The organism is Bacillus sp. JJ1122 (assembly GCF_036964885.1).
Classification (GTDB): Bacteria; Bacillota; Bacilli; order Bacillales; family Cytobacillaceae; genus Mesobacillus.
Window position 1 is genome coordinate 48,451 of the sequence record NZ_JBALQL010000021.1, and the last position, 25,493, is coordinate 73,943.

Sequence of the window (25,493 nt, forward strand, 5' to 3'; positions counted from 1 at the left end):
ATGTGCCACTCAGCTTCATTTTTTAGCTAATTTTCTCCATCCCCCCATTTTTATCAATCCTACAAACAGAAAAACAGCGGGCTCTCACCCGCTGCTTCTACTTCCCTGTTATCAAATCTACTGATTTTTCAATTGCTATTGATATTCCTTCTGCGAGTTTTTTGCCTATTGATGAGAAAAAATTGAATGCTTTCATTTCCTCTAGTTTTTTTCTTTTTTGCTCGAGGTCATGGCTGGAAACGTCATTGCCCAATATTGCGCTCTTAATTGATCCATCTTCTTCTTTAATGGTAAAAGCACTTTTGAATTCCGGGTCATCATAACCCTTCATTTTATGAATTCCTTCATTTGCCTGCTGCATGCCGAACAAAACGGATAGGAACATTAAGGAAGCAAGCATGATGCTTTTCAGCATAAACATTTTCATCTCGATCACCTAGCCAACTATTTATTTCTTATCCTGCGGTTGCTGTGCAGGTACCCCAACGCTTTCTGCCTGCCAGTAGAATTCGCTGAAGACATCAGCCAGTGCATCTGCTGAACGGTTCAACTCTTCAAACGTATTATCTACCCCGCCAAATTCAATTAAAATTGCATTTTGTGATAAATCCTGGTTGAATTTACCATTCGTGGTTGCGCCTTTTTTCTCGACGACTCCCCTGCTAAGACCTTTGCCATATTTTTTATCCAGAAGATGGTGAAGCTCTTTCGCTAATGCAAGATTCTTTTCATGGTTTGCATTTTCTCCACCGATGACAAATGCAATTTTCGCATAGGGTTTCCCATTAATTTGAATCGTCGTTTTCTCTTTGCGGTACCCGTCCCGGTGGATATCGATAAAATATTGCAGATTCCGGTCACCAGCCATTGCCGCTTCCACTACCGGCCGTGATTCCTGATAAGCTTTTCCAAATCCGAGGCCTTTTTTATTCAAGTTGGCCATTACATCAGTCTTATCAACAGTTGTTCCGATTCCACGTTTCTCAAGTCCTGATTTGAGCTGGTCACCCACTTTAGTGACATTCACTTTTGAATGATAGGCTTTATCCGGGTCTGTTACACCCTTTAAGTACGGGAGATATGATTCCCTCGTGTGTGTAAAATAAATATATACTGCTTTCCGTCCTCCAGTGCTTAATGGCGGAGCACCTGTATCATTCTGCGGGACAGGTGGAAGATCATCGGTATTTTGCAATGCAGCCTCCTTGTCAGCTTTCAATATTTCAACAGGAGGTGCAGATTCCATTGGCATATTTGTATAATTAGTACCCTCACCAGCTACAAGTATTTTCCCATCAAATAGTGAGAATCCTGGCAGTTCCCTTCCGAGCAAGCTCCTGGGGTCATCAAGATTAATATTGGTAGACAGTTTAAACATCACTGTCGACAGCTTTGGTGCTTCACTGTCTTTAGGCAGCGCTTTTAAGAATTGATGGTTCTCCCACCCCATCAGCGAGAACAGCAGCTGGCCATTCAAGTTCATAGCTGCCTGGTTAACTGAATCGGACGATATTCGATATTCAGGACGGAGTGAAGTCATGACTCCACTGATTGAAAAAACGCCAATGAGAAAGAATACAAATGCTAGGGCTGCTTTTACCAGATGAGTACCTTGGACTGCTACAATTATTCCAGATCGTTTACTAAGTCTCATTGTTCCACCTCTCTGTGCAAGTCTAGTAAATGTTATGACTTTGCTAGAGAAGATAGAACCAGTAATCTCATCTTAATCATATTGAAATAATTGTTGGAAATTCCTTTTTAGAAATCAATTGTTCATAATTTGATATCACTTATATTAATAAAGAATAATTTTCAGCCTTTTATAAAAAAACTGGTCAATTGAGATAATCAGAATAACAGGGAATAAATACCATCTAATGTGTATACATACCTGTATTATCCTGATCAATGTTTGAGTGGAGGGCAGAATTAAGTCCGCCGGCTATTAGATTCGCCATATCCTCAATGAAAACATCTACCTCTTTCGGTGTGACCATTAAATTATGACCTAAAGGTGATAGTACTTCGTAAATCAGCTTACGTTTTTCCTCGTCCTCGAGAGTGCCTATCATTCCTAGGAAGGTTTGACGATGCTGAGTTTCTGGCAGATCCTCTTCTGTGAGCTTCTTTCTTTTTCCGAAGCTCATTCCCGCTGGAACAAGTGACCTCGAAGGTTTATTTCCTTCCCTCAATTCCTTTCCAAAATGCTTAAGAATAAAATCAATCGTATCACTCGTGATTGAAACTGCATCAACAACAGTTGGGACGCCGATGGCGATTACCGGGATCCCTAGAGTCTCCTTACTCAACTCTTTTCTTTTATTCCCCACACCAGAACCTGGATGGATGCCAGTATCAGAAATTTGAATCGTCGCATTGACTCTTTCTATTGATCTGGAAGCAAGTGCATCAATTGCGATAACAAAATCAGGCTTGGTTTTTTCAACAACCCCAAATATAATGTCTGATGTCTCGATTCCTGTAAGGCCCATAACTCCCGGAGATAGCGCACTTACTGGGCGGTATCCTTCTTCGACGTGTTCTGGCTGCAGTTCGAATAAGTGCCTTGTAACAAGCAGGTTTTCGCATACAAGCGGCCCAAGGGCATCAGGGGTTACATTCCAATTTCCCAAACCAACCACAAGGCATGATGCATCCTTGTTGATTCCTGCCTGCTTTAAGAACTGAGCAAACTCCGAAGCAAAAACCTTTTCTACCTTTCCTTGAAGCTCACTGTCCTGCTGGCGGATTCCGACAACCTCAATCGTTAAATATTGCCCCTTCTTTTTGCCAAGATTTTTTTCACCCTCTGCCGTTACCTCAACTAGCGAAATTTTTATATCATTTTCTTCTTTTTCTTTAATGATTACGCCTTCAATGTGTGAAAGATTTTCCTGTGAGTGGACTGTTGCTGCCTGGTCTGCGAGCACCATTTCTCTTGCCTCAACCGCCAGGTCAGTCCTGATTGAATACATGCTCAAGTCTACGGATTCCTTCATTGTCGCATTCCTCCACATACAGTTTGGCTGTTGCCAGCATACTATTGCCTATCTTTTCCTTTTACATAAAAAAACATTCACGATACACTAGACTTAAATTAAAGCAGAGTATTGCATTATTAACCCCTATTTGATAAAATATCATTTGTTCTTAATAAATAAGAAATGTACTGGAAATGTCGAGTTCCATAAAATCTCGATGCTTTTTTAGGAGGTGAACGGAATGCCAAACATTAAATCTGCAATCAAACGTGTAAAAACTAGTGAAGCGAGCAAAGCTCAAAACATTACTGTAAAATCTTCTATGCGTACAGCAGTTAAAAAAGCAGAAGCAGCAATCGTGAACAACGATACTGAAGCAAAGGTTTCTTTTGCTGAAGCAGCTAGCAAGCTTGACAAAGCAGCAGCTAAAGGTCTTATCCACAAAAACGCAGCTTCCCGCAAAAAAGCCCGTTTAATGAAAAAATTAAACGCTAATGGCTAATTTTAAATGCTAATAAAAAAACGACCTTTATGGTCGTTTTTTTATTTTGCATAAATAATTTTCAGTAAAAATGCTGCCTGTAACGAGATTGCAAAACACTATTTTCTTCCATTGATCTGAAACAAGATCATCTCGATCAGCATTTCTTTTCTCATTCCGCCTGTCTTCATTTGGTAATCCGCATCTGCCAGCAGTTTAATAATTCTCATCAATTCTTCATCCGAAAACGAACCTGCCTGTCCTGCAGCAAGTTTTACCCTAAATGGGTGAATTTTTAGTGTTCCCGCTATCTGCTGCTGGCCGTATCCTTTTCGGGATAATTCCTTTACTTGATAAATCAGCCTTATCTGACCAGTAATGACAGAAAGGATTTTAATCGGTTCTTCGTTTTGTTTTAATAAATCATAATAAATCCTCAATGCACCTTCAACATTCCGATGGACAACCTTGTCTACCAGGGTGAAGATATTTTGCTCAAGCGAACGAGCTGTAAGCCTGTCGACTATGTCTTTGTTGATCGAACGGCTTTCGCCTGCATATAGGGCCAGTTTATCTATTTCCGAAGTGAGCATGAAAAGGTTTGTTCCAGCTAAAGACAATAAAAGTTCAATCGCATCTTTTTCAATTTCAACACCACTAAGGGATGCTCTTTCTTTTACCCATGTAATTAATTCTTGTTCGGTTAACTTCTTCGCTTCAATAACGGCAGCTTTTCTTTTTAACTCTTTAGTGATTTTCTTTCGTTCGTCCAATTTTTCATATGGTGCGGAAAAAACGACAATGGAATATGGTGCAGGCTGTGAAAGATATTCCTCAAGCTTTCCAAGATTATGTTCTACCTTTCCTTTAGACTTTTCTGAAGTTAAAAAGATAGGGTTCTGCAGGATAACCAATCTCTTCTCTCCCATAAAGGGAAAAGTTTCAGCATCTTCCAGGGCTGCTTCAATTGGCGTTTCTTCTAAATCATAGACGGATAAATTAAAATCCTTTTCTTCATCATCAAGTACATGTTCAATTAGCAGCTGCTTGGTTTCATTAATTAAAAAAGCTTCTGTTCCGTACAATAAGTAAACGGAATCGATCTGTTTTTTGCTTATTTTTTTCCAAATGTCCAATACCAATGTCTTTCTCTCCGATCGTACAGTTTTGCCATATACCTATCGTAAAGAAGCTTGGACATTTTGACAAGCATTCTAAGGGAATTGGCCGCGCCTTTCCGGACCAATTCCCCTATTTATATTGAACGCTGGAATATAAGGCCTAGGATACTTATATAACAGCGGTGCATCGAAGTTAAGATTATTTTAGCCCCAAGCAGGAAAAGTATTTGTGACAACTCTTGTCAAATTCGAAAAGCGAAAGTGCCTTGGAGAGCCTCGAGAGGCATAAAAGGATCTGCGAGGAGGCAGTTCCCAGCTCTTAACAGCGGTACGGCTTGTGATAGAGGGGCTAGGCGCTGGCGCTGGACAATGTTTTAGGATGCATTTTACATCCTTATTCAAACTATAGCAGGCGGAAGAATACTGGATTTTTAAAAACAAATCGCTTATACTATAAAGGAAATAGGGGGGTTTTGACTGTGAATCAATTTGAAGAGAATGTCCAAAGCAATCGCAATGACGCTGTTGACTCAGGTGTTGGATTCGGAGTTTCTTTTGGGTTCTTTGCAGCAATGTTCATTATTGCGACAGTCGTGCAGTTAATCGGGAGTTAATCACGGCTACATAGGCTAAAGTTACGGAGACTGCATTTAATAATGCAGTCTCTTTACTTTTGCTAAAGCCTCGCTGCTCTTTGCTATATCCTATGGAACCTGGGTGAAAAATGTTCCTGAATCGCCCTTAAATCTGTATATTATGGCACCGGATAAATCGGTCCGAAATATACGAATTTCCTGTAGATTTAACCTATTCAAAATCTCTCCGTTTGGATGACCATATCTGTTCTTTGCCCCGACTGAAATTACAGCATATTCTGGTTTAATGCTTTCGATAAACTCCTTGGAACTTGAATATTTGCTGCCATGATGTCCTACCTTCAAAACATCAATATCAATGTCAGTAAAATTACTTAATAAAACTTGTTCACCATCCTTACCAAGATCACCGGTAAAAAGCCACTTTTTCCCGCCAATATTGGCAAGGAGAACGATAGATCTTTCATTGCGGTCCCCAGTATTACCCGATGGGTTAAGAATGTTAAAATTCCCTTCCCCTGAATTCCAGACAGTTCCTGCACCTGCCGAATAAATAGCTGTTCCTTGCCCCAATGCTTTCTTGATGATGTACAACTCGAGAGTTGATCTTTCTGTTTCCCGAGGCAAAATCAGCTGCTTAATACGAAGTTCATTGAATAGAGCTGATGCACCTCCGATATGGTCAGCATCCCCATGAGTCAGAATTAACTTATCGATTTTGCCAATCCCTTCACTTTTTAGCAACGGAAGGACAATGTTCCTTCCAGGATCATACACTTCCTTTCTTTCCTGCCAGTCTTGTTGTTCAAATGCCATGACACCGCCTGTATCAATGAGATAGTTCCCCCTGTTGAAAGGCATCCTGATTAAAATACTGTCCCCCTGCCCTACATCGATGAAGATGATTTTACCGTACGGATTTATATAAGGAATGATGATTTGTACTAGGAGCGGAAGGATTGGCAGTATGTAATGCCAGCCCTTTGGCTTTAACCCCTTCGACATTGTTTTTTCCCAAAGGATGAAAAATATCGGAATCAAAATTATTTCCAAAACCAAGATGCTCGTTTCTGGCTTACCTATGATGATTGAGGAACCAGGTATTTCAGCAAGTAAAGCTGATATCTGGTTTACCTGATGAATGAGTTTCTCGAGTAATGTTACATATAAGACTGGAAGGCTTTCAAATAAGGAATAAGTTATGTAGGTGACCAGCAGCAGCGGAAGAATAATGAAGGAAAATAGCGGTACGAATAGAAGGTTTGCAAGCACGGATATGAGTGATATTTCATAAAAGGAAGAAAGAATGATCGGCAAGCTCCCTAGTTGTGAGATAAAAGATGCGGCTGCAGTTTGGCGGGGAAAGGATTTAAATCCAGTAAGTATCTTTGGTGCTGAGATTATTAGGGAAAGGCTAACTAAAAAAGAAAGTTGAAATCCTATGTCATAAATAAGATAAGGCTCACTGAAGGCCATCATCATAAATGCGATTGAAATGGCATCCAGCGGAGTAAGCTGCCAACGATGCCGCCTTGCACTAATCAATAACATTAACATGGCTACTGCTCTTAATACCGGGGGTGCCAAACCAGTTACAGCTGAATAAAGCGGAAGGAAAATCAACAGCAATAAATCTGTTTTTTCCTTTGTTATACCGAGTCTGATACAAGTGAAATACAGCATTCCAGCGAGAAGTCCTACATGCAATCCAGATATAGCCAGCAAATGGACGATCCCTATTTTCTGGTATGACCTTTCCGTTTCAGGGTTTAAAAGATCTCTGACCCCAAACAATAGAGCTGCAGTAAGTGCTGCTGCTTCTTCTGGTAAATGCTCTTCCATCCTGGTTATTTCTTTCTGTCTGAATCTTTTTAGAGCAGTCAACATTCCACTCGATGTATTGATGCAATGTTCTGGAGGCAATCTTTCTACATCGACAACCCAGTAGATTTGTTTTCGATTCAAATAATTTCGATAATCGAAAGCGTTGGGATTTCGGGCTTCAGTGGGAAACTCAAGACTTCCAGAAGCCTGACATGACGTTCCCGGCACCAACTGCTTTTTTATTTTCTGTTTTTCATCTTCCGATTTGATCCTGTACCTGACAGCCACTTTTTCCTGACTGGGGTATAATTTTGCATAGGCAAAAAGGAGATTGCCGTCGATTTTAATTTCATCTTCAAAGAAAATCAAAAAGTCTTTTTCAACACCTGATAAATAGGTAATCATGTTTCCTTTCTCAAAAGATCCTGCAGCGATGAAGATGGCAAAGCAGATTCCTAGCAGTATTAACATAGCTGCAGAAAACTTTTTTATCCAATTCAGGAAGATGATCGCCAGCAAGAACAATCCTCCATATATGACGTAATTCTCAAGCACTGTTAGCAGACCCAATAATGAGAAGACTGCAAAGTAAAACAATTGCCCTTTAATACGAAATTTGCTGTCATGCTTCATGATCATCTTATTTGACTCTTTTCTATAATGAATATGTATCAGATCTCCATCACTATTTTGATAAGTGAACAACTTCGACATCTTTGAGAAAAATTTCATTCCATTTATTAGGATAGGCGCTGCGGTAAACTACTCTTTTTATGCCGGATTGCGCTAGGGTTTTGGCACATTTTTCACAAGGCTCATGAGTCACGAAGGCTGTTGCCTCTTGCAATAAGCCTCTATCAGCATGCAAGACCGCATTTTCTTCTGCATGGAGAGTCCTGATGCATCTTCCTTGCTCATTAATCAAACAGCCTACATCTTCACAATGGTCATGTCCGTGAATTGACCCATTATAACCAGTCGATACAATATGCTTATCCTTAACAATTACACAGCCAACATGCAGCCGAGGACAAGTTGAACGTGTCCCGACCTCCTCTGCAATATCCAAAAAATACTCATCCCAACTCTTTCTTCCCATGCTGTTTTCCCCCTTAAAATTGCTAATTGTAAAAATGAATACTACACAGCTGCCTGAATTAATTACTTATGTGGACTGTGTTAACCTTAACTGTTCAACTCCAGTTTGAAAGCAACTTTGTTTATGAAATTTAATCCTGCAGTTATGACGTAAAAAATTCTTATATTAATAATTCTAATGCTAATACTGGACGAGTTCAATTTGTATGCCGATTATTTTACAGAAATAAGCTCCTTCAGTTTCTCGAACGTCTTATCACCAATTCCGCTAATGTTCTTTAAATCTTCGATTGTTTTATATAGTCCAATCGTTTCGCGGTATTCAATGATTGCTTCTGCTTTAGAAGGTCCTATTCCAGGCAATGTTTCTAGCTCACTCGCTGCAGCTGTATTGAGATTTATCTTCTGTTTATCTTGTGTTTGCTGGCCACTTTGTAATGGAACGGAACCTTCTGTGCTTTCTCCCTTTCTAGGAACATAAATAACCATTTCATCACTCACATGCATGGCAAAGTTAATTGAGGCTGCTTCCGCATCTTTCGTTAGTCCTCCTGCCAGTTCGATGAGATCGATCACTCTGTCATCGGCTTCAATCTCATATACTCCAGGCTTAATAACAGCTCCCTTAATATCAGCCATCATAACAAGTGGTTTTTGTTCTGGGACGGTTGCTTCATTTTTCATTTCCTCTGTCAGTTCATTCTTGACCGTCAGTTCTTCATTTCCTTCTGTAAGCTCCCCTTGGAAATCGATAGAAGAATAGATGAAAAAAATTGCTGCTGCCATTCCTGCAACAATATATAATTTATGTTCTTTGATCCAATCCATATCGGAACCAACACCTTTCTAATGTCATATTCTAAAAGTTAAAATCATATGGATATAGGAGAATAAATGCACGAAGGAGGGAAGGGTTATGAAAATAGGGATAATAGGCACAGGGAATATGGGGAGAATTCTTGCCGAAGCTCTCATTGATGGGAATGCCGTTTCCCCTTCTTCAATGATGATTACAAATAGAACCTTATCCAAAGCATTAGAGATCCAAAAAATATACCCTGGCTTAGCGGTTGGGCAGAACGCTATTGAAGTGGCGCAAAATTCGGATGCCATCTTTATTTGTGTTAAGCCGCATAATGTATGGGATGTGCTTCAGCAAATCAAACCTGAGCTGAATAAGGAAAAATGTCTTATCTCGATAACCAGTCCTATTAGCGTGGAACAACTCGAACGAGCAGCTGATTGCTCAGTCATGAGAATCATACCGAGTATTACCAATAGGGCACTTGCAGGCGTGGCGCTCTTTACTTATGGGAATCAGTGCGCACCTAAATGGAAAACTTATTTTCATACATTATTTGAAGAGATTGCAGTTCCCGTTGAGATCGAAGAGAAGATTACGAGGGTTGCTTCGGATATTGTCAGCTGCGGGCCAGCTTTTTTCAGCTTTCTTGTACAACGTTTTATTACAGCTGCCGTGAAAGAAACAGAAATCGATCAAACAACTGCCACAAAACTTGCCAGTGAGATGTTAGTTGGATTAGGTGAGCTGTTAAGCAAAAACCATTATACTTTGCCTACTTTACAGGAGAAGGTTTGCGTAAAAGGCGGAATCACTGGAGAAGGAATCAAGGTGTTAGAAAATGAAATTGGAGAAATGTTCGAGAAGTTATTCCAGGCAACACATAAAAAATTTGAGGAGGAATTGGAGAAGGTGCGGGAAAAATTCGGTAATGATTAATTTCTCCATCAGCTCTGAAAATCCTGCTTGCTTTAAAAATTTTATTCAGTTCGATAACTGAACCAATAAACAATAAAGCTCCCATTATTTAAGAGTCTGGGACTCTTGGGTGTGAATTAAAACAGGTCTGTTGATTTCCGTTCCACCCGCTTCGCTTTCCGCGGGGCGGGCGCTGAGCCTCCTCGTCGCTTCGCTCCAATCAACAGGGTTTCAATAAATGATATGTAATCTGTATCTTTGTCGACAAGCTGAGGCTCCCATTAATTATAATGGGAGCCCGATTTTTAAGGTTTGATCATCGCAAAAAATATTCTCTCTGCTTCAGGCTTTGGAGCTTCTAATAAGTAGTCACCGGTAACATCAATTTTTCTGAAACCGGCCTGCTCCAAGAGTTCTACATAATAGCCTTCCGGATATGTACGCTGAAAATGTACTTCATCAATTCTGTCATATTTACCTGAGGGTTCATCATACACAAAGAAAGTGAGTTCATGTTCAACACTATGGGCTGCTTCCCCATTATAGCTGTTCCATATATAGGTGATTTCCTCATCATCCCAAGTAAATGTTGCACCTGCAAATATATGATCCATTTTATATACTGAATGGACATCGAACAAGAATAACCCGCCTTTCTTTAAAAGGCGGTAAACTCCATCAAAGGTTTGTTTCACTGCTTGTTCGTCTTGTAAATAATTCAGGGAATCACAAAAGATGCCAATAATATCATATTCACCTAAATCATCAAGCTCAGTCATGTCCTGCTGAAAAAACTGGATTGGCAGGCCCAGCCCATCAGCCTTTGCCCGTGCAACCGACAGCATATCTGATGATAAATCTGCACCAGTGACCTCAAATCCTTCTCTGGCAAGCTTCACCGAGATTTCTCCGGTTCCGCATGCAAGATCAAGCAGCTTTTTGCCTTCGATTGAATATTTCTTTGTATACTCGTCGATCATCGTAACCCATTTATCATATGGGACGTCCTGCATCAGCTGGTCATATAAATAGGCGAATCTTTCGTACGACATTAATTAAGCTCGCTCTGTACGTTCTCGATCGGAGCATCTCCCCAAAGGCGCTCTAGGTTATAGTAGCTTCTTTCTTCCCTGTGGAATACATGGACAACTACATCCCCAATGTCGATCAAGACCCATCTTGCTTCGTCGAAGCCTTCCATCCTCTTAAGGTCATAGCCTTGTTCTAAAGCCTTTTCCCTGATTTCACGGGCAATCGCCTGTACCTGCTTATCAGAATTCCCGTGGCAGATAATAAAATAATCCGCGATCAAGGAAATTCCTTTCATGTTTAATACCATTATATCTTCTGCTCTTTTATCATCAGCGGCTTTTACCGCAGTCATCAATAATTCGCGTTCGCTCATCTAATCAACCTCCTGAATTTTTTACGATGCTATTATAAGCTTTAAATGTATCTGGAAAAACTGGCTGGTTCTTTTTCATTAAAAACTGGATTGTGTTTTTCATGGATTGGATCAATGCCATGTTCAGGTCTTCAGCAGCCATTGACCTTACTTCTTCAACACCTGGAAAGTGGCGGCCAGGCTCAATATAATCTGCAAGATAGATGATTTTATCAAGCAGTGTCATGCCAATTCGTCCTGATGTATGATAACGAATTGCATCCAGCACTTCGTAATCGGTAATACCAACTTCTTTTTTAACAAGGTACGCCCCAACAGGAGCATGCCAGAGCTCACCATTGTATTCAAGCAACTCTTCTGGCATTTTTTGCTCAATAATGATTTGCCTCATTTCCTCTTTGGGCCTAAATTTGGCATAATCATGGAAAATCGCGGCCAGTTCTGCCTTTTGTACATCTCCACCGTACTGATCAGCGAGTTTGATTGCTGTTTCCATTACGCCGATTGTATGATGATATCGATGCTCCGTAAGCTGCACTTTTACGATTTGAAGCGCTTGGTCACGTTCCATATAAATCATGCTCCTCTATATATGCCCTGACAGGTTCAGGAAGCAAGTAACGGATGCTCTTCCCTGCCTTTACCCTTTTTCGGATCATGCTCGATGAAATGTCCATCTGCGGTGTTTCCACGTGAACGATTTCATATTCAGATTGATCGTGATAAGATGGTCTGCTGACTCCAACAAACTTGACCATTTTCAGCAATTCTTCAATCTTATGCCATTTAGGCAAATATTCGACCATATCGCCGCCAATGATAAAGTAAAACTCATGTTCTTTATACATATCTTTTAATATTTTCATCGTTTCATACGTATAAGATGGACCGGTCCTCTCAAGTTCTACGGTCTCAACCCTGAAATCAGGATTATCCATGATGGCAAGTTCCAACATGGCAAGCCGGTCAGAATTACTTATAGGCTCAGTGACGCTTTTGTGAGGCGGTACCTGGTTAGGCATGAACCAAATTTTATCAAGTCCCTGTGCATGAAGTATTTCATTTGCAATCACTAAATGCCCGGTATGAGGCGGGTTGAATGTTCCGCCTAAAATGCCAACTCTCTTCAATCCGTCACCTCCCAGTTATTTTACCGTGGAAGAACCAATTGCTTGTTTTCGCGAGATTCTTTGTAAAGCACTATAGTATTTCCGATTACCTGAACTAATTCAGCTTTTGCTCCGCGTGACAGCTGCTCAGCAACAGTGTCTCTGTCATCCTCACAATTCTGGAGGATACTAACCTTGATAAGTTCTCTTGCTTCTAGGACTTCATCAATCTGCTTAACCATATTTTCATTTACCCCGCCTTTACCAACTTGAAAAATTGGATTAAGGTGATGGGCTTTCGATCTTAAAAAACGTTTTTGCTTGCCTGTTAACATGAAAATCCTCCTAAATGTCTTAAAACATTTGCTTTCATTCTTTGTGTATCAGGGAAAATTCCTGTCCATTTTTCGAAGGCGATTGCTCCCTGATACACAAACATATCGATTCCATTTTGGGTTGCTGCTTCGATCATTGCAGCATCCTTTAATATTTTTGTCTTAAGCGGGTTATAGATAATATCACTCACTAGCGCCTTTGATGATAGGTTCTCGAGTGAGAGTGGGGAGAAATCAACTTCTGGTACCATGCCAATTGAAGTGGTTTGGATGATAAGGTGATACTCTCCAAGCAGCCTTTCAGCGTTTGTTCGATCTAAAATGCGAGACTGGACCTGATAAGGACACGTATCAACTAATTCCTCAGCTTTTTCTAATGTCCGATTAAAAATATCAATCCTTTTAACCCCTGCTTTGGCCATAGAAAAATAAATGGCCCGCGCGGCACCGCCTGCCCCTATAATCAAAGCTGATCTCTCTTTGAAATCAGCGGCGTGTCCTTCCAGTCCCTTTACAAAGCCTGGTCCATCCGTATTATAGCCCGTAAGCAAGCCGTTTTCATTTTTTACTGTATTAACAGCTCCAATTGCTTCGGCCAATGGATCGATTTTATCAAGAAGCGGCATGATTTTTGTTTTATGCGGGATTGTTACATTGAAACCACTCGCTCCTAATGCCTTCAATCCTTTTACAGCATCCTCGAGTTCATCCTTTAATACACGGTAGGGAAGATAACTGGCATCGATACCGTACAGCTCGAATAAATCATTGTGCATGGCAGGAGACATTGAATGGGCGATTGGATCGCCAATGACACCGAACATCTTTTTCATCTTTATCTCCCGCCCTTTCCATCAGACTCTTTAATAGCCGTCACTTTTAGATTTAAATTAAAGACCTTCTTAATAAAACATGTACCCCTTTAGGTACATAAGCAGCGATTTTTGCACCTGCTTCATTCACTGTCACCCAGCCAAGACCGGAAAAAACAACATCTGTCTTAGGTTCTTTTATTGTAAACTCATGACGGACGAGCTCCGGGAACTCATCCATTTGTTCACGTCGCGGCGGGGTCAGGAGTTCTCCCGCATGGTTCTTATAAAGCTCATCAGCGTTTTCTAGCTTAGTTCTATGAATGTTGATTTCATTTGGCAAATAGCAGGGAAAAGACCTTCTGCCGCCTGAAATGTAATCAAATCTAGCCAGACCTCCGAAAAATAAAGTTTGACTTTCATTTAACTGGTAAACCTTAGGCTTGATTTCCTTTTTAGGAGTAATGAACTTCAGGTCTCGTTTATCTACATAGTGTGCCATTTGATGATGATTGATAATTCCCGGTGTGTCAACGATTGCTTTGCCATCTGCCAAAGGAATTTCAATCATATCGAGTGTAGTACCTGGAAAATGGGAAGTAGTAATGACATCGCCTTCTCCAGTTACTTCTTTAATGATTCGATTTATAAAAGTAGATTTCCCTACATTTGTACAGCCCACAATGTATACATCCTTGCCATTTCGATATTCATCGATGGCTGCTGCTGCCTCTTTAATATTCAAACCTTTCGATGCGCTGACAAGAAAAACATCGATAGGATTGAGCCCGAGTTCCCTGGACTCTTTTTTCATCCAGTCAATCAGCTTTCTTTGCTTTACGGACTTTGGCACAAGATCCGCTTTATTTCCGATAAGCATGACTTGGTTATTTCCGGCAAACCGGTGGATCCCCGGCAGCCAGCTGCCATTAAAATCAAAGATATCAACAATCTTCACAATGAGGGCATCCCTATTTCCAAGCTCATTCAAAATTTTCAAGAAATCATCATCAGTAAGGCTGACGTCTTGAATCTCATTGTAATTCTTTAATCGGAAGCATCGCTGGCACACTACGATTTCTTTTTCCAGTGATGAAGGAGGGGCGTATCCCAACTGCTCCGGATCTTCTGTCTGTATTTTCACACCACAGCCTGTGCAGGCAAATTGTTCACTCAATGCTTAGTCCTCCCAATTCAGCTTGCCTTGTTTCCTGAACCAATCTAAAATCCTTCTTTCAACTTTCCGGTTGAATTTCGTTACAAACCCATCGGTCTTCGCAACCGGAACAACAAGAATTGTATGAAAGCCACTTCTATTACCGCCAAGGACATCCGTCAGTAATTGGTCACCAATCACAACCGTTTGCTCTTTGCGCAATCCCATTTGCTTTATGGCCCTATTAAACGCACGGCCCATAGGTTTTCTTGCTTGAAAAATAAAAGGTATTTGAAGGGGATCGGAAAACGACTTAACCCTATTCTCGTTATTATTTGAAACGATCGTGACAAGTATTTCATTTTTCCTCATATTATCAAACCACTCAATCAGTTTAGGAGTCGCATTTGGACGGTCCCATTCAACAAGCGTATTATCAAGATCAGTAATAATGCCCTTCACGCCTTTTTCCTTTAAGCTTTCCGGCGTTATATCAAATATACTTTTAACATGCTGGTCAGGCAAAAAATGCTTTAGCAATTTCATTACACCTCATTAATTAGAACTATCACACCGTTAACATCATACCCAATTTTATCTTCGCTTTCAAAGCAAACATTTAAACGATTAAAAAATAATAGGTATAACAAAGTAGGAGGTCGACAAAAAACAGGTAAAAATCATCCTTTTTCGATAAAAATCAAAATATTCTTTAAAAACCCAAAAAACTTTTCGACAAAATCCAACAATTTCCAATGTTGTGGATAACCTTATGCACAATATACACATTGATTCTATTACTTTTTTCCCATTTATAAACAAATTAATCACAGGTTATCCACTGATATATGTGGATAATTAGAACGGTTGTTCTCAAAGTTTCATTCTGATAGAGTAGGGGTAGAACAATTTAGCTTACAACTTTATGCAATATACAACTGGTTTAGTAGTATCCTTTTGGGGGTGAATGACTGGAATGCGTAAACTTTCGGACGAACTATTGATTGAGTCTTATTTTAAAGCAAGAGAATTAAACCTTAGCTATGAGTTTATTAGATTGATCGAAACGGAAATCCATCGGCGGTCATTATCTAACCGGATTAAAGTTTCATCCTAACAGCCCCAAAAGCGGGCTTTTTTTTATTGGTTATCTTCTAAAAGATTTTTGTATTCAAATAGTTTCTTACAAATAGCAAACTGAATGGGAAGTAGCCAGACTCTGGCGCTTTTTTTCATGATTGGGTTCAAAAAACAAGGAAGGCACAGTATGGATCTGTGCCATGGTTTGTCAGTCTTGTCCCTTTAATGTTCCGATCCTTTCACCATATTTTGTATGATATGGCGTCACTATGTTGGGAAGCAGGCTGAACGTATCTTTTTCAAAAAGTAAAACAACTGTTGAACCGAAAGTGAAATAGGCCATTTGATCACCCTTATCGAGCTTTTCGCCATTATGGGTAGTTTCGATTGAATTAACAAACATGGCTCCTACTTTAACTAAAGCAGTCATGCCTGCTTTATGCCTGATTTCTGTAATTTTTCGATAGTTTTTGGATAGCGGGAAATCTCCATACCTTAATCCTGTTTTGTTAACGGGATAGGATTTCACGCCAAGAGTCCATTGTTTTGTCACTGTACCGGATAAGGGGCTATGAATGCGATGATAGTGACTTGGACTAAGGTAAAAGACCATATAGGTACCCTGATCATACCTGGCCATCGATTCATCATTGCCCAGCATCTCTGAAATAGAATAAATCTTTCCTTTGACCTTTATTGTTCGGTCAGCCTCAATTTCTCCAATATCTTCGATTACAGCATCAACAGGACTAACTACCGAGTCAGGATTCTCATCAATTTGCCTTGCCCCTTCCTTAAGATTTCTGATGAAGAAATCGTGAAGGCTTGGATACTCATTAATCGGTTTTTCCATTTCATCCTGGTTAATTTTATAAGTCTTTGCAAATGAAGATACAATCCGTTTGCTCCTTGGTGATTTCGCAAACCTCTGCAAAATATCCGAGGACCACTTTCCGTTTGTCAATTCGATGAGCAGGCGATAAATACTTTGAATCAATGATAATACCTCCGATATATTAAAAGTATCTTTACGAAAAAGCATAATCGGCTTAGAATTATATATTATTATATAATAACCCAAGGTGCTAGTTCTCTTTACCTGTGCCACTTTTCGTTAAGGCATTTTCCCAAGGATTGCTGTTATCCGGAAACAAATGAAACCCGAGTTTTATAAAGACTTCGGGCAATCTTTGGGAGATAACAATATTTACACATGCCATTTAGCTATACAAGCAATAAAATTATCGAAAAGTCCTTAACTGTGCGACTCTTCAACAAGTATGATCGTAACTGATCTTTCAGTTTTAGATCCATGATAAGGGAGTCTGACATCAATGCAGGAAAAGAGTATGAACCCTTCCATAAATAAGATTCCTGCCTGCAATGTTGGGAAAATAGTCTTCCTTAGAGGAGTGAAATGCATGTTTTTACAAGATGTATTGGACTTAACGGTCAAGAAATTAAAATCCCAGACTGCCAATGTCCTGACGCTGGCCAACCTTTCCTTAGGCGGTTTTGCGATCATAGTTGGCATCAATGGCAACTTGAATCTAAGTCTTTTGCTTATTTTCATTGCCGCGCTGGCAGACCGTTTTGACGGAATGGTTGCCAGAAAACTGAACATTGAATCCGAATTGGGGAAGCAATTGGATTCCATGAGTGATATTATATCATTTGGCGTAGCACCTGCACTATTAATATATCAAGGGATTTTATCTGACTACGGGGCACCTGGCTCCTTCTTTATCGTTTTTTACATTGGCTGCGGAGCATTCCGCCTTGCGAGGTTCAACATTTCTGAAAATAATGGTTATTTTACAGGATTGCCAATCACAGCTGCAGGTGTCCTTGCTACCTTAAGTTTTCTTGCCATCCCATATGTGCCTTCACAAACCTTCATATTTATCATGATGTTACTAAGCTTTTTAATGGTTAGCCCTTTTAAGCTGAAAAAAGTATAAAAAACCCAGCCTCAGTAAGGGCTGGGTTTTTGCTTTAGGATTTCTATTCTGCCTATTCCATCTCACGCTTCTTTTCAGTCACGAAGATTATACGATTCCTTTTCGAAGACTATGAAGCAACAATATCCTTACTCAGTTAAAGCCAAAAATTCTTCAACATCCTCTACACACATGCGTACTGCCTTCTCCCAAAATTCCTTTTTCGTTAAATCAACTTTTAAATGTTTTTGCGCCAGTTCTTCCACAGACATTGAGGCAGAATCCTTCAGCAGGGCAATGTATTTCTCTTCATAGCCTTGCCCTTCTTCCTGGGCCATCGCATAAATGCCCAGTGAAAATAAATAACCGAAAGTATATGGGAAGTTGTAGAATGGAACTCCGGTAATGTAGAAGTGGAGCTTGGAAGCCCAGAACAGCGGATGATATTCTTCAAGCGCTCCTCCATATGCTTCTGTTTGTGCATCCTTCATCAACTCATTAAGTCGTTCTGCATTTACTACTCCTTGCTTTCTTTCTTCATAAAATCTTGTTTCAAATAAGAACCTCGAATGGATATTCATGAGCAGTGCTACCGACCGCTGGATTTTATCCTCTAAGAGACTAATTTTCTCTTCTTTTGAGGTTGAGTTTTTAAGAGAAGCATCTGACACGATCATCTCTGCAAATGTTGAAGCTGTTTCCGCTACATTCATTGCATAGTTGCGGTTCAATAAGTGAAGGTCCCTCATAGCGTACGTATGGAACCCATGACCTAGTTCATGTGCAAGAGTAGAAACATTCGATGGCGTACCAGAGTATGTCATGAATATTCTGGACTGGCTGCTTTCAGGAAAGAACGTATGGAATCCGCCAGGCGCTTTTCCAGGACGATCCTCCGCTTCAATCCAATTGTTTTCAAAAGCCATTTTTGCGAAGTCAGCCATTTCCTTGCCAAACTGGGCAAAATTATCAACGATAAAGTCTGCCCCTTCCTGATAGGACATTTTCGATTCTGTGCTTCCAATCGGAGCATCTAGGTCGAACCAGCTTAACTTTTCAAGCCCCAGAAGCTTTGCTTTCCGATTAAGGAACTGTACAAATGGCTTTTTATGGTCAGAAATAACCTCCCACATTGCATCAAGTGTTTCTTTTTGCATTCTGTTAATATCAAGAGGTTCTTTTAACACATCATCCCAGCCCCGAAGCTTATACACATTCAATCTAAAGCCCGCCAGATGGTTCAGGGTTTTAGAATAAAAATCTTCCTTCTCCCCCCAGGCTTTTTCCCACTCTGTGAAAATTTCCTTCCTGACAGATCGATCTGCATCGGATAGTTTATTGGCAGCCTGACCAACTGATAAATCTCCATCTTTATATGTAATTTTTGTGTTGCTTACAAGCAAGTCGTACAGCTGTCCCCATCCATGATAGCCATCAACACTTAGAGCATTAATAGCAGATTCTTCTTCTCCGGAGAGTTTTTCGGCAGCGCGCTTACGACGTTCAGTCAATACAAAATTTAATTCATTTAAAAGACCTGATTTTACAAGTTCTTCCCAAACCTCTGGTGAAAAGCCGGCAAGTTTTTGGTCAAAAGCAGTCAGTGCGTTCTGCAGTGATGCGCTTAGTTCAGTTACAGTTGCCCTTAATTGATTCGCTTTTTTATCCTGAGTATTCTGTGCCTCTAAACAGCTTACGAATGCTCCAGCCTGCCTTACCATTCTGGCAGCTCCATCAAACATCTCGACTAGGCTTGTCAGTCGCGCGCTCTCATCTTGATGCTCACTTGGGTCCCATTTCTCCACTTCTTTTTTAAATCCAGCTATTTTTTCGGATGCAGCCGTCATATGGGCTGCGAATTCTGTTGAACTGCTTCCTCCTTCGAAGAACACATCTAAATCCCAAACCTCTGAATATGTATTTGCCATTAAAATTTCCCCCTTTATTTCTATTCTTTAATTATAATGTTATTTTTCTAAAATTTCTATTTTTTCACAAGTTAGGGGATCACTGTTCGACATTCATGCCATAAAATAAGGCTAAGCCTGAATTGGCTTAAGCCCATGTTTGTTTATTATGAACAAAAATACCACCAGCCTCCGAATATGAGGACGATAACAAACAGGATGATGAATAGGGCAAACCATGCACCATTCCCACCGTAGAATCCAGGATAGCCTCCATAGGGCACTGGATATGGGGCAGAACAACAGTATCCGTATGGCATACTTTCACACTCCTTTTCTGTTTCCTATTATCAGGATATGGAATGCTGTCCATTTTGGTTTGGGCACTGTCAATATTTCCTTAAGAAGTATTAAAGAGGTTCAATTCTACCTTTGCCATTAAAAATAAATGCATAATTTCTTCATACTTATCATGTAAAATTGACTCAACCACTTTTTAGCAAGGAGTCATATTAATGGAAACCATTCTTCTCGTTGATGATGAAACACGGATGCTTGACCTGCTATCGCTTTACCTGACCCCTCTAGGATATAAGTGCGTCAAACAGACTTCTGCCCTGGATGCAATAAGTTACCTTGATGAAAATCATGCTGATCTCATACTACTTGATGTGATGATGCCAGAGATGGATGGCTGGGAAGCATGCAGGGAAATCCGCAAACATTGGGAAATTCCAGTTATAATGCTAACAGCAAGGAGCGAAAAGCCTGATATTGTAAAAGGCCTGAAAATCGGTGCAGATGATTATGTAACAAAGCCCTTTGATGAAGGGGAGCTGATTGCCAGAATTGAAGCTGTCCTTAGGAGGAATTCAGGGAAAAGTCCAAATCTCAGTTTCAAAGGTTTGAATCTGAATATGGATTCTTACGATCTTTTGTATAAAGGGGCTTCCATCCCCCTGACTCCGAAAGAATTCTCCCTTCTTAATCTTTTTTTGCTGAATCGGAATAAGGTGTTTACAAGAGAACATTTAATATCAAATATATGGGGTTATGGTGTTGCTACCGAAGACCGGACAATTGATTCACATGTGCGAAATTTAAGGGACAAGTTGAGGAAAGCTGGATTTGGCGCCGATGATTATTTAATCACCGTGTGGGGCGTAGGTTATAAATGGCTTGAAAAAGCAGATCGCTGATTAAAAAAGGTTTCATTCATATTCTTCCGGATAAACAGACATAATAGTGACGTTAACTTAGACAGGAGGAATATGAAAGGATAACTTATATGAAAAACTGGGTGGAAAGGATGCAATCACGAAAGTGGTAGATGTTTTTTATGAAAAGGTTTTGGCAGATGAAACGGTTAACCATTTTTTTACGGAAACAGACATGGAAAAGCAGCGCCGACACCAATCCCTTTTCATCAGCTGGGCTTTAGGCGGACCAAACCAGTATTCAGGAAAAAGCATGGAGCTGGCACATAAAGGAATGAACCTTAATGATGAACATTTTGGTGCGATTGCCAATCATCTTGCTGCAAGCCTGAGGGAGTTCAACGTATCGGAACAGGATATTAATGAAGTATTAGACAAGCTGACTACGATGAAGGATGATATCCTATATAAATAGTTAAACTTTTTAGACATACAACGAAAAAGGAGAGGCCGTTCCTCTCCTTTTCTCTTTGTAGAGGTTAGTGGACTTCAATCATGCATTATTTGTTCAATTCTTTTGGCAGATTTTGAAGGAATGTAAGCATTAGAGTCAAGCCTTCTCTAGTATCTTTTTGAGTCACTGCCTTCATCATCTGCAATGAGGACATAGGAGTTTTACCTCTTGTGTCTTCTTGAGCATTATGGAATGCAGTAACCATACCTTCGACAAGGTCAATTGCGCCAAGCTGTACAAAGGTATCTGCAAGTTCGACGCCTTTGATCGCCTTTTCAATCATGTCTGTAACCATCGGTCCAGTCATGGCACCTTTCATCGCTGCAGCCATGTCAGCAAGCTGTATCAATGACTTCAGTACTCCTGTTTCTTCCATCCGTTTTACTTCCATTAATGTACGCTCAAGGTTTTCTGCCACTTCAGGTAATGCTTTTAACAGAGAAAGAGTTTCTGGCTGAAGAAGATCATCAGCCATCTCAACCATCTTCACGCCGGTTTCAGCGATTGAGGAAACCATTTCACCAGTAATTGCGGTCATTGCTGCATCTGTAAAGCTCACGAGTTTATGTTGTGCATTCTTTTGTGCTTGAGGTGTTTCTGTAGCCATAATTATCACCCCTTCTATAAAATCCCTCTGGCATTTAGCCAGTATAGCTCGTTATAGACAGCCTTGAACCAGTGAAGCAAATCAGATGTTGCTGCTGGCTGAGGCGGGTTATTGTAATCAAAGGTAATCATGCTTGCATCCTCAAGGCTGTTTTCAAGGAAACACGCCACCTTACCGTTGTATACAGCTGTCTCTGGACGTCCGCTAAGCCTGCTCAAAATGTTTGCAACAAGAGATTCAGATTGATAATGTGCTGTCGACCCCGCCTTGCTGATCGGAAGATTCGTTGCATCCCCAAGGACATAAACATCATCCTGCCCTAGCATCTTCAAAGTTGTGCGGTTTGTTGGGATAAAGCCGGATTCATCACCAATACCTGAATCGATTACCGCTTTTGCCCCAGTATGTGCGGGAATTGTGATAAGCATGTCATATTCGTGTTCTTCGCCATCCATCGTTATGGCAACTTTCCGCTTTGGATCCACTTCTTCAAGATTGAAGAATGTTTCGTATTTTATATCTCTCTTGTCAAATTCAGGCTGAGCCCATTCTGCTACTGGCACTAAAGAATGAATTCGGCCGATTGGGTAAGCATATTTAATCTCAATATCTTTGCGTCTGCCATTCTTTCGGTAATAATCATCGAGCATCAACGCAAGTTCAAGCGGCGCAGCTGGACATTTGTGCGGAACATCGATGGTGATGAGTATTTTTCCCTTTTCCATTGCCGCAAGGTCATCACGGAGACGTTCTGCTCCATCTAGTGTATAAAAATTGTGTGCCCCCTCCCTTAAGCCAGGAACACTGTCAAAATCAGGGTGTGAACCCGTAGCGATTACCAGATAATCATATTGATATTGTTTTTTGCCTTTAACCGTTTTCTTCTCTACATCGATATTTTCGATGTCATCATACACAAGGTTTACATGTCTGTGAACCAGTGATTTTTGTTTCCGGATGAAATGCTCGGATGGCTTTTCATTAAAAGCAATAAATAAATAACCTGGCTGGTAAATATGCTTTTCTGTATTTGAAATGAGGGTGACTTCTACTTTACTCTTCTTAATCTCTTCTCCAAGCTGGCGCGCAAGCCTGTTTGCAACCATTGTACCCGCACTGCCTGCTCCTAGAACCACGATTCTCTTTGTCATTTCATTCACACCTTTTTTCATGAAGTCGTTGATGCAGGCTGCTTTCATTTTCAGTCTATAAAAGAGCCCAATCATCAGAGCCTACCAGTAAAATTATTTCGCTTTTCTTACTGCGATTCTAAATTCATCGCCTTCATTTTCTGAGTAAGCAATTTCGTGGCCCATCTTGTTAACCCACTCAGGGATATCCACTGCTGAACCTTTATCGGTAGAAATTACTTCAACTACATCTCCAACTTGCGCTTTCTTTATCCCCTTTACTAGTTCCATTAACGGTCCGGGGCAATATGCTCCTCTTGCATCGATTGATTTAGTTACCAAAACATCACTCATGATTTTTCCCTCCTAAATAGTTGAAGTTTATGTTAAAATAATTAAAGATTTTTTATTTTCGTATGAAGGGGGAAAAGGTGAAAGGCCTGCACGCCATATCACTTTTTCCTGCTTCATCCGCTTACATCGTAATCACAGTAGCTCCCTGAGTCATTCCGAGGAATTTGGTTACCCCAATCACTCCATCAAACACATCGATCATGTCTTCCTCTTTCCAATCCATAATATCCATTGCAAGCGCACAGCCATAAATACTCAGTTCTCCCATATCTTTGCCTTCCTGCAAAAGTGCATCGAACAATGGGATTTTCTTTGCAAGCATTTCCTTACCTATGGTACCTGTAATGAAATCAGTATTTTCAAAGCTGTCTTTACGGAAAGATTTCAAAGCATTCATAGTGACAAAAACGTTCACATTCATACCTGACATTGATGCAACTGATCCTACAAGTGCGCCAGCGTGAAGCTTTTCAAGGTCTTCAGACAATAAAATAACCGCTAAAGATGGGGCTTGCTGTTCCATAATTTATTTCCTCCTAAGAGATCCTATATTTACCTTACACATTAATTATACCTATACCCCTATCGATATGTCTGTTTCTGTTATGTGAACGTTTTTCATCTAAAAAGTGACAAAACAAGCCCTAAACAGAGGTAACTATTGCATTTCTCAAAAAAATTGGTTTAAATTTCCAAAATAAATTATTTGGTCGGACAGACACAATATTGCCAGTCTTCTCATAGGAATTTAGTATAGGCGAAAGCCTTAAAAAGCGGGGGTGGAAACATGTCTGGCATACTAACAGCGCTCGGCTATCTAGTTAAAGAAGTTATTCTTCTTGTTTCATATGTTAAAAACAATGCATTTCCTCAACCGTTATCTGCAAGTGACGAGCGAAAGTATTTAAGGTTGATGGTAAATGGTGATCCGCACGCACGTAATATGCTGATCGAGCATAATCTCAGGCTAGTCGCCCATATCGTGAAAAAATTTGAAAATACCGGAGAAGATTCTGAGGATTTGATTTCAATAGGCACAATCGGACTGATCAAGGCCATTGAAAGTTATTCTGAAGGTAAGGGCACAAAACTTGCAACATATGCAGCGCGGTGTATCGAAAATGAGATATTAATGCATTTGCGTGCCTTAAAAAAGACTAAGAAAGATGTTTCCTTGCATGATCCAATCGGTCAAGACAAGGAAGGGAATGAAATTTCATTGATTGATGTCCTGAAGTCTGAATCTGAGGATGTAATTGACACCATTCAGTTGAATATGGAACTTGAAAAAGTAAAGGAATATATCGATGTCCTCGATGAGCGTGAAAAAGAGGTAATCGTTGGCCGATTCGGCCTTGATTTAAAAAAGGAAAAAACACAGCGGGAAATAGCCAAAGAATTAGGAATATCCAGAAGTTATGTATCCCGGATTGAAAAAAGAGCATTGATGAAAATGTTTCATGAATTTTATCGGGCTGAGAAAGAAAAGAAAAAAAATAAAGGACAGTAGCAGTTTGAGTGGAATATTGACTCCCTCCTTTTCTGCATTAGGAAATTCCATAAAATAAATTCCATCTTCTTATTAAAAGAGCATCAGCCACACTGGCTGATGCTCTTTTTTTGCGCTTATTCCGCAGTGACTTCTGCAGCTACGATCAAACCAACAGCGCCGCAAATAACCAATCCCATGACGATTAAGAACATGCTCCACACCCCTTTATGCTTCTCCCATGTTTACTCCAAATTTAACATATAAATACGGTGTATAAAGAGTTCGGATGTGAACATTTTGTTACTAATCATTCGATTTCTTTTTCTTAAAAATAAGCGTTAACAGCAATATATGCAATGACATACGATTTCCTCCCAACATAGGTTGTTAGGTGGTGTCCTTCTCCACCCATAGGCTAGCCATTCTACTTTGAATTACAAAAATCATCTTCGTTCCACCTTTCTTAGTTTATTATTTCAAATGAATTAAAACGGTCGGATCATTGCCTGACGGCTTCTGTTTTCTTCCATCATTTTTTCTACCATTTCGTTATGGCAAATTTCTTCTAAACTTATTTTGCGTTTGTTAATCGTAATCGTGAAAAATAAGATACTTAGGGTCATAATCTAGTCACCTCCTTTAAAACGGGCGCATCATAGCCTGACGGCTTC

General features: G+C 40.2%; 30 protein-coding genes and 1 pseudogene. 8 read left to right on the forward strand and 23 right to left on the reverse strand.

What is annotated here, in order from left to right:
• Positions 1 to 97: 97 nt before the first annotated feature.
• The 3 genes from V7201_RS12495 to gpr all read right to left on the reverse strand — a co-directional run bounded on the left by V7201_RS12495 (position 98) and on the right by gpr (position 3,002).
• Positions 98 to 427: a YqxA family protein gene (locus V7201_RS12495; protein ID WP_335377067.1), complete on the reverse strand. Its 330-nt coding sequence runs from the start codon at positions 425 to 427 to the stop codon at positions 98 to 100.
• 21 nt (positions 428 to 448) lie between these two features.
• Positions 449 to 1,654 carry a stage II sporulation protein P gene (gene spoIIP, locus V7201_RS12500; RefSeq protein WP_335377068.1) on the reverse strand — a complete coding sequence of 402 codons (1,206 nt, stop codon included), beginning with the start codon at positions 1,652 to 1,654 and terminating at the stop codon, positions 449 to 451.
• A gap of 223 nt (positions 1,655 to 1,877) precedes the next feature.
• A complete protein-coding gene (gene gpr, locus V7201_RS12505) occupies positions 1,878 to 3,002 on the reverse strand; it encodes a GPR endopeptidase (RefSeq protein ID WP_335377069.1) in 1,125 nt (374 codons plus the stop codon).
• Positions 3,003 to 3,225: 223 nt separating this feature from the next.
• On the opposite strand from gpr, the gene rpsT reads away from it, so the two are divergent.
• On the forward strand, positions 3,226 to 3,486 hold the full coding sequence (gene rpsT / locus V7201_RS12510) for a 30S ribosomal protein S20 (RefSeq protein WP_035209610.1): 261 nt from the start codon (positions 3,226 to 3,228) through the stop codon (positions 3,484 to 3,486).
• Between the two features lie 98 nt (positions 3,487 to 3,584).
• Here rpsT and holA read toward each other — a convergent pair whose 3' ends face one another.
• Positions 3,585 to 4,607, reverse strand: coding sequence for a DNA polymerase III subunit delta (gene holA, locus V7201_RS12515; protein ID WP_335377070.1), 1,023 nt, complete (start codon positions 4,605 to 4,607; stop codon positions 3,585 to 3,587).
• Positions 4,608 to 5,065: 458 nt separating this feature from the next.
• Between holA and V7201_RS12520 the strand changes: the two genes are divergently transcribed.
• The gene (locus tag V7201_RS12520; protein ID WP_335377071.1) at positions 5,066 to 5,200 is read left to right on the forward strand and encodes a YqzM family protein; all 135 of its coding nucleotides are present in this window, start codon (positions 5,066 to 5,068) and stop codon (positions 5,198 to 5,200) included.
• A 90-nt stretch (positions 5,201 to 5,290) separates the two neighbouring features.
• Here the strand turns inward: V7201_RS12520 and V7201_RS12525 are convergent, their stop codons facing one another.
• From V7201_RS12525 to V7201_RS12535, 3 genes are all read right to left on the reverse strand, one after another.
• Positions 5,291 to 7,645, reverse strand: a complete 2,355-nt coding sequence (locus V7201_RS12525; protein ID WP_335377072.1) for a DNA internalization-related competence protein ComEC/Rec2 — start codon at positions 7,643 to 7,645, stop codon at positions 5,291 to 5,293.
• Positions 7,646 to 7,691: 46 nt separating this feature from the next.
• Positions 7,692 to 8,105: a deoxycytidylate deaminase gene (locus V7201_RS12530; protein ID WP_335377073.1), complete on the reverse strand. Its 414-nt coding sequence runs from the start codon at positions 8,103 to 8,105 to the stop codon at positions 7,692 to 7,694.
• Between the two features lie 212 nt (positions 8,106 to 8,317).
• Positions 8,318 to 8,932 (reverse strand): helix-hairpin-helix domain-containing protein, encoded by a 615-nt coding sequence (locus V7201_RS12535; protein WP_335377074.1) that lies wholly within the window; start codon positions 8,930 to 8,932, stop codon positions 8,318 to 8,320.
• A gap of 88 nt (positions 8,933 to 9,020) precedes the next feature.
• Between V7201_RS12535 and comER the strand changes: the two genes are divergently transcribed.
• Complete coding sequence (comER, locus tag V7201_RS12540; RefSeq protein WP_335377075.1) at positions 9,021 to 9,845, forward strand: late competence protein ComER; 825 nt, start codon at positions 9,021 to 9,023, stop codon at positions 9,843 to 9,845.
• 284 nt (positions 9,846 to 10,129) lie between these two features.
• Here comER and V7201_RS12545 read toward each other — a convergent pair whose 3' ends face one another.
• Genes V7201_RS12545 through V7201_RS12580 form a run of 8 tightly spaced genes read right to left on the reverse strand, consistent with a single transcriptional unit; the run spans position 10,130 to position 15,181 of the window.
• Entirely contained in the window at positions 10,130 to 10,876 is a 747-nt protein-coding gene (locus tag V7201_RS12545) for a class I SAM-dependent DNA methyltransferase (RefSeq protein ID WP_335377076.1), read from the reverse strand.
• The gene (gene rsfS / locus V7201_RS12550) at positions 10,876 to 11,229 is read right to left on the reverse strand and encodes a ribosome silencing factor (RefSeq protein WP_335377077.1); all 354 of its coding nucleotides are present in this window, start codon (positions 11,227 to 11,229) and stop codon (positions 10,876 to 10,878) included. The genes V7201_RS12545 and rsfS overlap by 1 nt, the downstream gene beginning before the upstream one ends.
• Positions 11,230 to 11,233: 4 nt before the next feature.
• Positions 11,234 to 11,800, reverse strand: a complete 567-nt coding sequence (yqeK, locus tag V7201_RS12555; RefSeq protein WP_335377078.1) for a bis(5'-nucleosyl)-tetraphosphatase (symmetrical) YqeK — start codon at positions 11,798 to 11,800, stop codon at positions 11,234 to 11,236.
• Complete coding sequence (locus tag V7201_RS12560) at positions 11,790 to 12,359, reverse strand: nicotinate-nucleotide adenylyltransferase (RefSeq protein WP_335377079.1); 570 nt, start codon at positions 12,357 to 12,359, stop codon at positions 11,790 to 11,792. The genes yqeK and V7201_RS12560 overlap by 11 nt, the downstream gene beginning before the upstream one ends.
• A 20-nt stretch (positions 12,360 to 12,379) precedes the next feature.
• Positions 12,380 to 12,673: a ribosome assembly RNA-binding protein YhbY gene (gene yhbY, locus V7201_RS12565; RefSeq protein WP_335377080.1), complete on the reverse strand. Its 294-nt coding sequence runs from the start codon at positions 12,671 to 12,673 to the stop codon at positions 12,380 to 12,382.
• On the reverse strand, positions 12,667 to 13,506 hold the full coding sequence (aroE, locus tag V7201_RS12570; protein ID WP_335377081.1) for a shikimate dehydrogenase: 840 nt from the start codon (positions 13,504 to 13,506) through the stop codon (positions 12,667 to 12,669). The genes yhbY and aroE overlap by 7 nt, the downstream gene beginning before the upstream one ends.
• A 52-nt stretch (positions 13,507 to 13,558) precedes the next feature.
• Positions 13,559 to 14,662 carry a ribosome biogenesis GTPase YqeH gene (yqeH, locus tag V7201_RS12575; protein ID WP_335377082.1) on the reverse strand — a complete coding sequence of 368 codons (1,104 nt, stop codon included), beginning with the start codon at positions 14,660 to 14,662 and terminating at the stop codon, positions 13,559 to 13,561.
• 3 nt (positions 14,663 to 14,665) lie between these two features.
• Entirely contained in the window at positions 14,666 to 15,181 is a 516-nt protein-coding gene (locus tag V7201_RS12580) for a YqeG family HAD IIIA-type phosphatase (protein ID WP_335377083.1), read from the reverse strand.
• Positions 15,182 to 15,617: 436 nt separating this feature from the next.
• Here V7201_RS12580 and V7201_RS12585 point away from each other — a divergent pair, with 436 nt between their 5' ends.
• Positions 15,618 to 15,758 carry a sporulation histidine kinase inhibitor Sda gene (locus V7201_RS12585; protein ID WP_079510333.1) on the forward strand — a complete coding sequence of 47 codons (141 nt, stop codon included), beginning with the start codon at positions 15,618 to 15,620 and terminating at the stop codon, positions 15,756 to 15,758.
• A gap of 171 nt (positions 15,759 to 15,929) precedes the next feature.
• On the opposite strand, the gene V7201_RS12590 is transcribed toward V7201_RS12585, so the two are convergent.
• Entirely contained in the window at positions 15,930 to 16,718 is a 789-nt protein-coding gene (locus V7201_RS12590; protein WP_335377084.1) for a phosphatidylserine decarboxylase, read from the reverse strand.
• A gap of 424 nt (positions 16,719 to 17,142) precedes the next feature.
• Between V7201_RS12590 and pssA the strand changes: the two genes are divergently transcribed.
• Positions 17,143 to 17,682, forward strand: a complete 540-nt coding sequence (pssA, locus tag V7201_RS12595) for a CDP-diacylglycerol--serine O-phosphatidyltransferase (RefSeq protein ID WP_335377085.1) — start codon at positions 17,143 to 17,145, stop codon at positions 17,680 to 17,682.
• A 128-nt stretch (positions 17,683 to 17,810) separates the two neighbouring features.
• Here the strand turns inward: pssA and V7201_RS12600 are convergent, their stop codons facing one another.
• Both V7201_RS12600 and V7201_RS12605 read right to left on the reverse strand, forming a co-directional pair.
• Positions 17,811 to 19,589, reverse strand: a complete 1,779-nt coding sequence (locus V7201_RS12600; protein WP_335377086.1) for a M3 family oligoendopeptidase — start codon at positions 19,587 to 19,589, stop codon at positions 17,811 to 17,813.
• Between the two features lie 146 nt (positions 19,590 to 19,735).
• Entirely contained in the window at positions 19,736 to 19,888 is a 153-nt protein-coding gene (locus V7201_RS12605) for a hypothetical protein (protein WP_335377087.1), read from the reverse strand.
• A 195-nt stretch (positions 19,889 to 20,083) separates the two neighbouring features.
• On the opposite strand from V7201_RS12605, the gene V7201_RS12610 reads away from it, so the two are divergent.
• Together V7201_RS12610 and V7201_RS12615 are read left to right on the forward strand one after the other, a co-directional pair.
• Entirely contained in the window at positions 20,084 to 20,767 is a 684-nt protein-coding gene (locus tag V7201_RS12610) for a response regulator transcription factor (protein ID WP_335377088.1), read from the forward strand.
• Positions 20,768 to 20,846: 79 nt separating this feature from the next.
• A pseudogene (locus tag V7201_RS12615) lies at positions 20,847 to 21,200 on the forward strand (group I truncated hemoglobin); the annotation flags it as partial.
• Positions 21,201 to 21,285: 85 nt separating this feature from the next.
• On the opposite strand, the gene V7201_RS12620 reads toward V7201_RS12615, so the two are convergent.
• The 4 genes from V7201_RS12620 to V7201_RS12635 all read right to left on the reverse strand — a co-directional run bounded on the left by V7201_RS12620 (position 21,286) and on the right by V7201_RS12635 (position 23,853).
• Positions 21,286 to 21,846 carry a hypothetical protein gene (locus V7201_RS12620; protein ID WP_335377089.1) on the reverse strand — a complete coding sequence of 187 codons (561 nt, stop codon included), beginning with the start codon at positions 21,844 to 21,846 and terminating at the stop codon, positions 21,286 to 21,288.
• Between the two features lie 14 nt (positions 21,847 to 21,860).
• Entirely contained in the window at positions 21,861 to 22,997 is a 1,137-nt protein-coding gene (locus V7201_RS12625; protein WP_335377090.1) for an NAD(P)/FAD-dependent oxidoreductase, read from the reverse strand.
• Between the two features lie 93 nt (positions 22,998 to 23,090).
• Positions 23,091 to 23,330, reverse strand: a complete 240-nt coding sequence (locus V7201_RS12630) for a sulfurtransferase TusA family protein (RefSeq protein WP_335377091.1) — start codon at positions 23,328 to 23,330, stop codon at positions 23,091 to 23,093.
• Positions 23,331 to 23,451: 121 nt separating this feature from the next.
• Entirely contained in the window at positions 23,452 to 23,853 is a 402-nt protein-coding gene (locus tag V7201_RS12635; RefSeq protein WP_335377092.1) for a DsrE/DsrF/DrsH-like family protein, read from the reverse strand.
• A gap of 264 nt (positions 23,854 to 24,117) precedes the next feature.
• On the opposite strand from V7201_RS12635, the gene sigK reads away from it, so the two are divergent.
• Positions 24,118 to 24,840 carry an RNA polymerase sporulation sigma factor SigK gene (sigK, locus tag V7201_RS12640; RefSeq protein WP_335377093.1) on the forward strand — a complete coding sequence of 241 codons (723 nt, stop codon included), beginning with the start codon at positions 24,118 to 24,120 and terminating at the stop codon, positions 24,838 to 24,840.
• 467 nt (positions 24,841 to 25,307) lie between these two features.
• Here the strand turns inward: sigK and V7201_RS12645 are convergent, their stop codons facing one another.
• Positions 25,308 to 25,445: a YrzI family small protein gene (locus V7201_RS12645; RefSeq protein WP_335377094.1), complete on the reverse strand. Its 138-nt coding sequence runs from the start codon at positions 25,443 to 25,445 to the stop codon at positions 25,308 to 25,310.
• Between the last annotated feature and the right edge of the window lie 48 nt (positions 25,446 to 25,493).

What these genes read in the sequence shown, in the direction of transcription:
- comER (WP_335377075.1), top strand. Translation starts at nt 9,021, where the DNA reads ATGAAAATAGGGATAATAGGCACAGGGAATATGGGGAGAATTCTTGCC.
- V7201_RS12635 (WP_335377092.1), bottom strand. Translation starts at nt 23,853, where the DNA reads ATGGAACAGCAAGCCCCATCTTTAGCGGTTATTTTATTGTCTGAAGAC.
- V7201_RS12645 (WP_335377094.1), bottom strand. Translation starts at nt 25,445, where the DNA reads ATGACCCTAAGTATCTTATTTTTCACGATTACGATTAACAAACGCAAA.
- sigK (WP_335377093.1), top strand. Translation starts at nt 24,118, where the DNA reads ATGTCTGGCATACTAACAGCGCTCGGCTATCTAGTTAAAGAAGTTATT.
- yqeK (WP_335377078.1), bottom strand. Translation starts at nt 11,800, where the DNA reads ATGGAACGTGACCAAGCGCTTCAAATCGTAAAAGTGCAGCTTACGGAG.
- V7201_RS12620 (WP_335377089.1), bottom strand. Translation starts at nt 21,846, where the DNA reads ATGGCTACAGAAACACCTCAAGCACAAAAGAATGCACAACATAAACTC.
- V7201_RS12545 (WP_335377076.1), bottom strand. Translation starts at nt 10,876, where the DNA reads ATGTCGTACGAAAGATTCGCCTATTTATATGACCAGCTGATGCAGGAC.
- V7201_RS12610 (WP_335377088.1), top strand. Translation starts at nt 20,084, where the DNA reads ATGGAAACCATTCTTCTCGTTGATGATGAAACACGGATGCTTGACCTG.
- V7201_RS12600 (WP_335377086.1), bottom strand. Translation starts at nt 19,589, where the DNA reads ATGGCAAATACATATTCAGAGGTTTGGGATTTAGATGTGTTCTTCGAA.
- rsfS (WP_335377077.1), bottom strand. Translation starts at nt 11,229, where the DNA reads ATGAGCGAACGCGAATTATTGATGACTGCGGTAAAAGCCGCTGATGAT.
- V7201_RS12585 (WP_079510333.1), top strand. Translation starts at nt 15,618, where the DNA reads ATGCGTAAACTTTCGGACGAACTATTGATTGAGTCTTATTTTAAAGCA.
- aroE (WP_335377081.1), bottom strand. Translation starts at nt 13,506, where the DNA reads ATGAAAAAGATGTTCGGTGTCATTGGCGATCCAATCGCCCATTCAATG.
- V7201_RS12495 (WP_335377067.1), bottom strand. Translation starts at nt 427, where the DNA reads ATGAAAATGTTTATGCTGAAAAGCATCATGCTTGCTTCCTTAATGTTC.
- yhbY (WP_335377080.1), bottom strand. Translation starts at nt 12,673, where the DNA reads ATGTTAACAGGCAAGCAAAAACGTTTTTTAAGATCGAAAGCCCATCAC.
- pssA (WP_335377085.1), top strand. Translation starts at nt 17,143, where the DNA reads ATGTTTTTACAAGATGTATTGGACTTAACGGTCAAGAAATTAAAATCC.
- V7201_RS12530 (WP_335377073.1), bottom strand. Translation starts at nt 8,105, where the DNA reads ATGGGAAGAAAGAGTTGGGATGAGTATTTTTTGGATATTGCAGAGGAG.
- V7201_RS12630 (WP_335377091.1), bottom strand. Translation starts at nt 23,330, where the DNA reads ATGAGTGATGTTTTGGTAACTAAATCAATCGATGCAAGAGGAGCATAT.
- V7201_RS12525 (WP_335377072.1), bottom strand. Translation starts at nt 7,645, where the DNA reads ATGATCATGAAGCATGACAGCAAATTTCGTATTAAAGGGCAATTGTTT.
- V7201_RS12535 (WP_335377074.1), bottom strand. Translation starts at nt 8,932, where the DNA reads ATGGATTGGATCAAAGAACATAAATTATATATTGTTGCAGGAATGGCA.
- gpr (WP_335377069.1), bottom strand. Translation starts at nt 3,002, where the DNA reads ATGAAGGAATCCGTAGACTTGAGCATGTATTCAATCAGGACTGACCTG.
- V7201_RS12625 (WP_335377090.1), bottom strand. Translation starts at nt 22,997, where the DNA reads ATGACAAAGAGAATCGTGGTTCTAGGAGCAGGCAGTGCGGGTACAATG.
- spoIIP (WP_335377068.1), bottom strand. Translation starts at nt 1,654, where the DNA reads ATGAGACTTAGTAAACGATCTGGAATAATTGTAGCAGTCCAAGGTACT.
- rpsT (WP_035209610.1), top strand. Translation starts at nt 3,226, where the DNA reads ATGCCAAACATTAAATCTGCAATCAAACGTGTAAAAACTAGTGAAGCG.
- V7201_RS12605 (WP_335377087.1), bottom strand. Translation starts at nt 19,888, where the DNA reads ATGCCATACGGATACTGTTGTTCTGCCCCATATCCAGTGCCCTATGGA.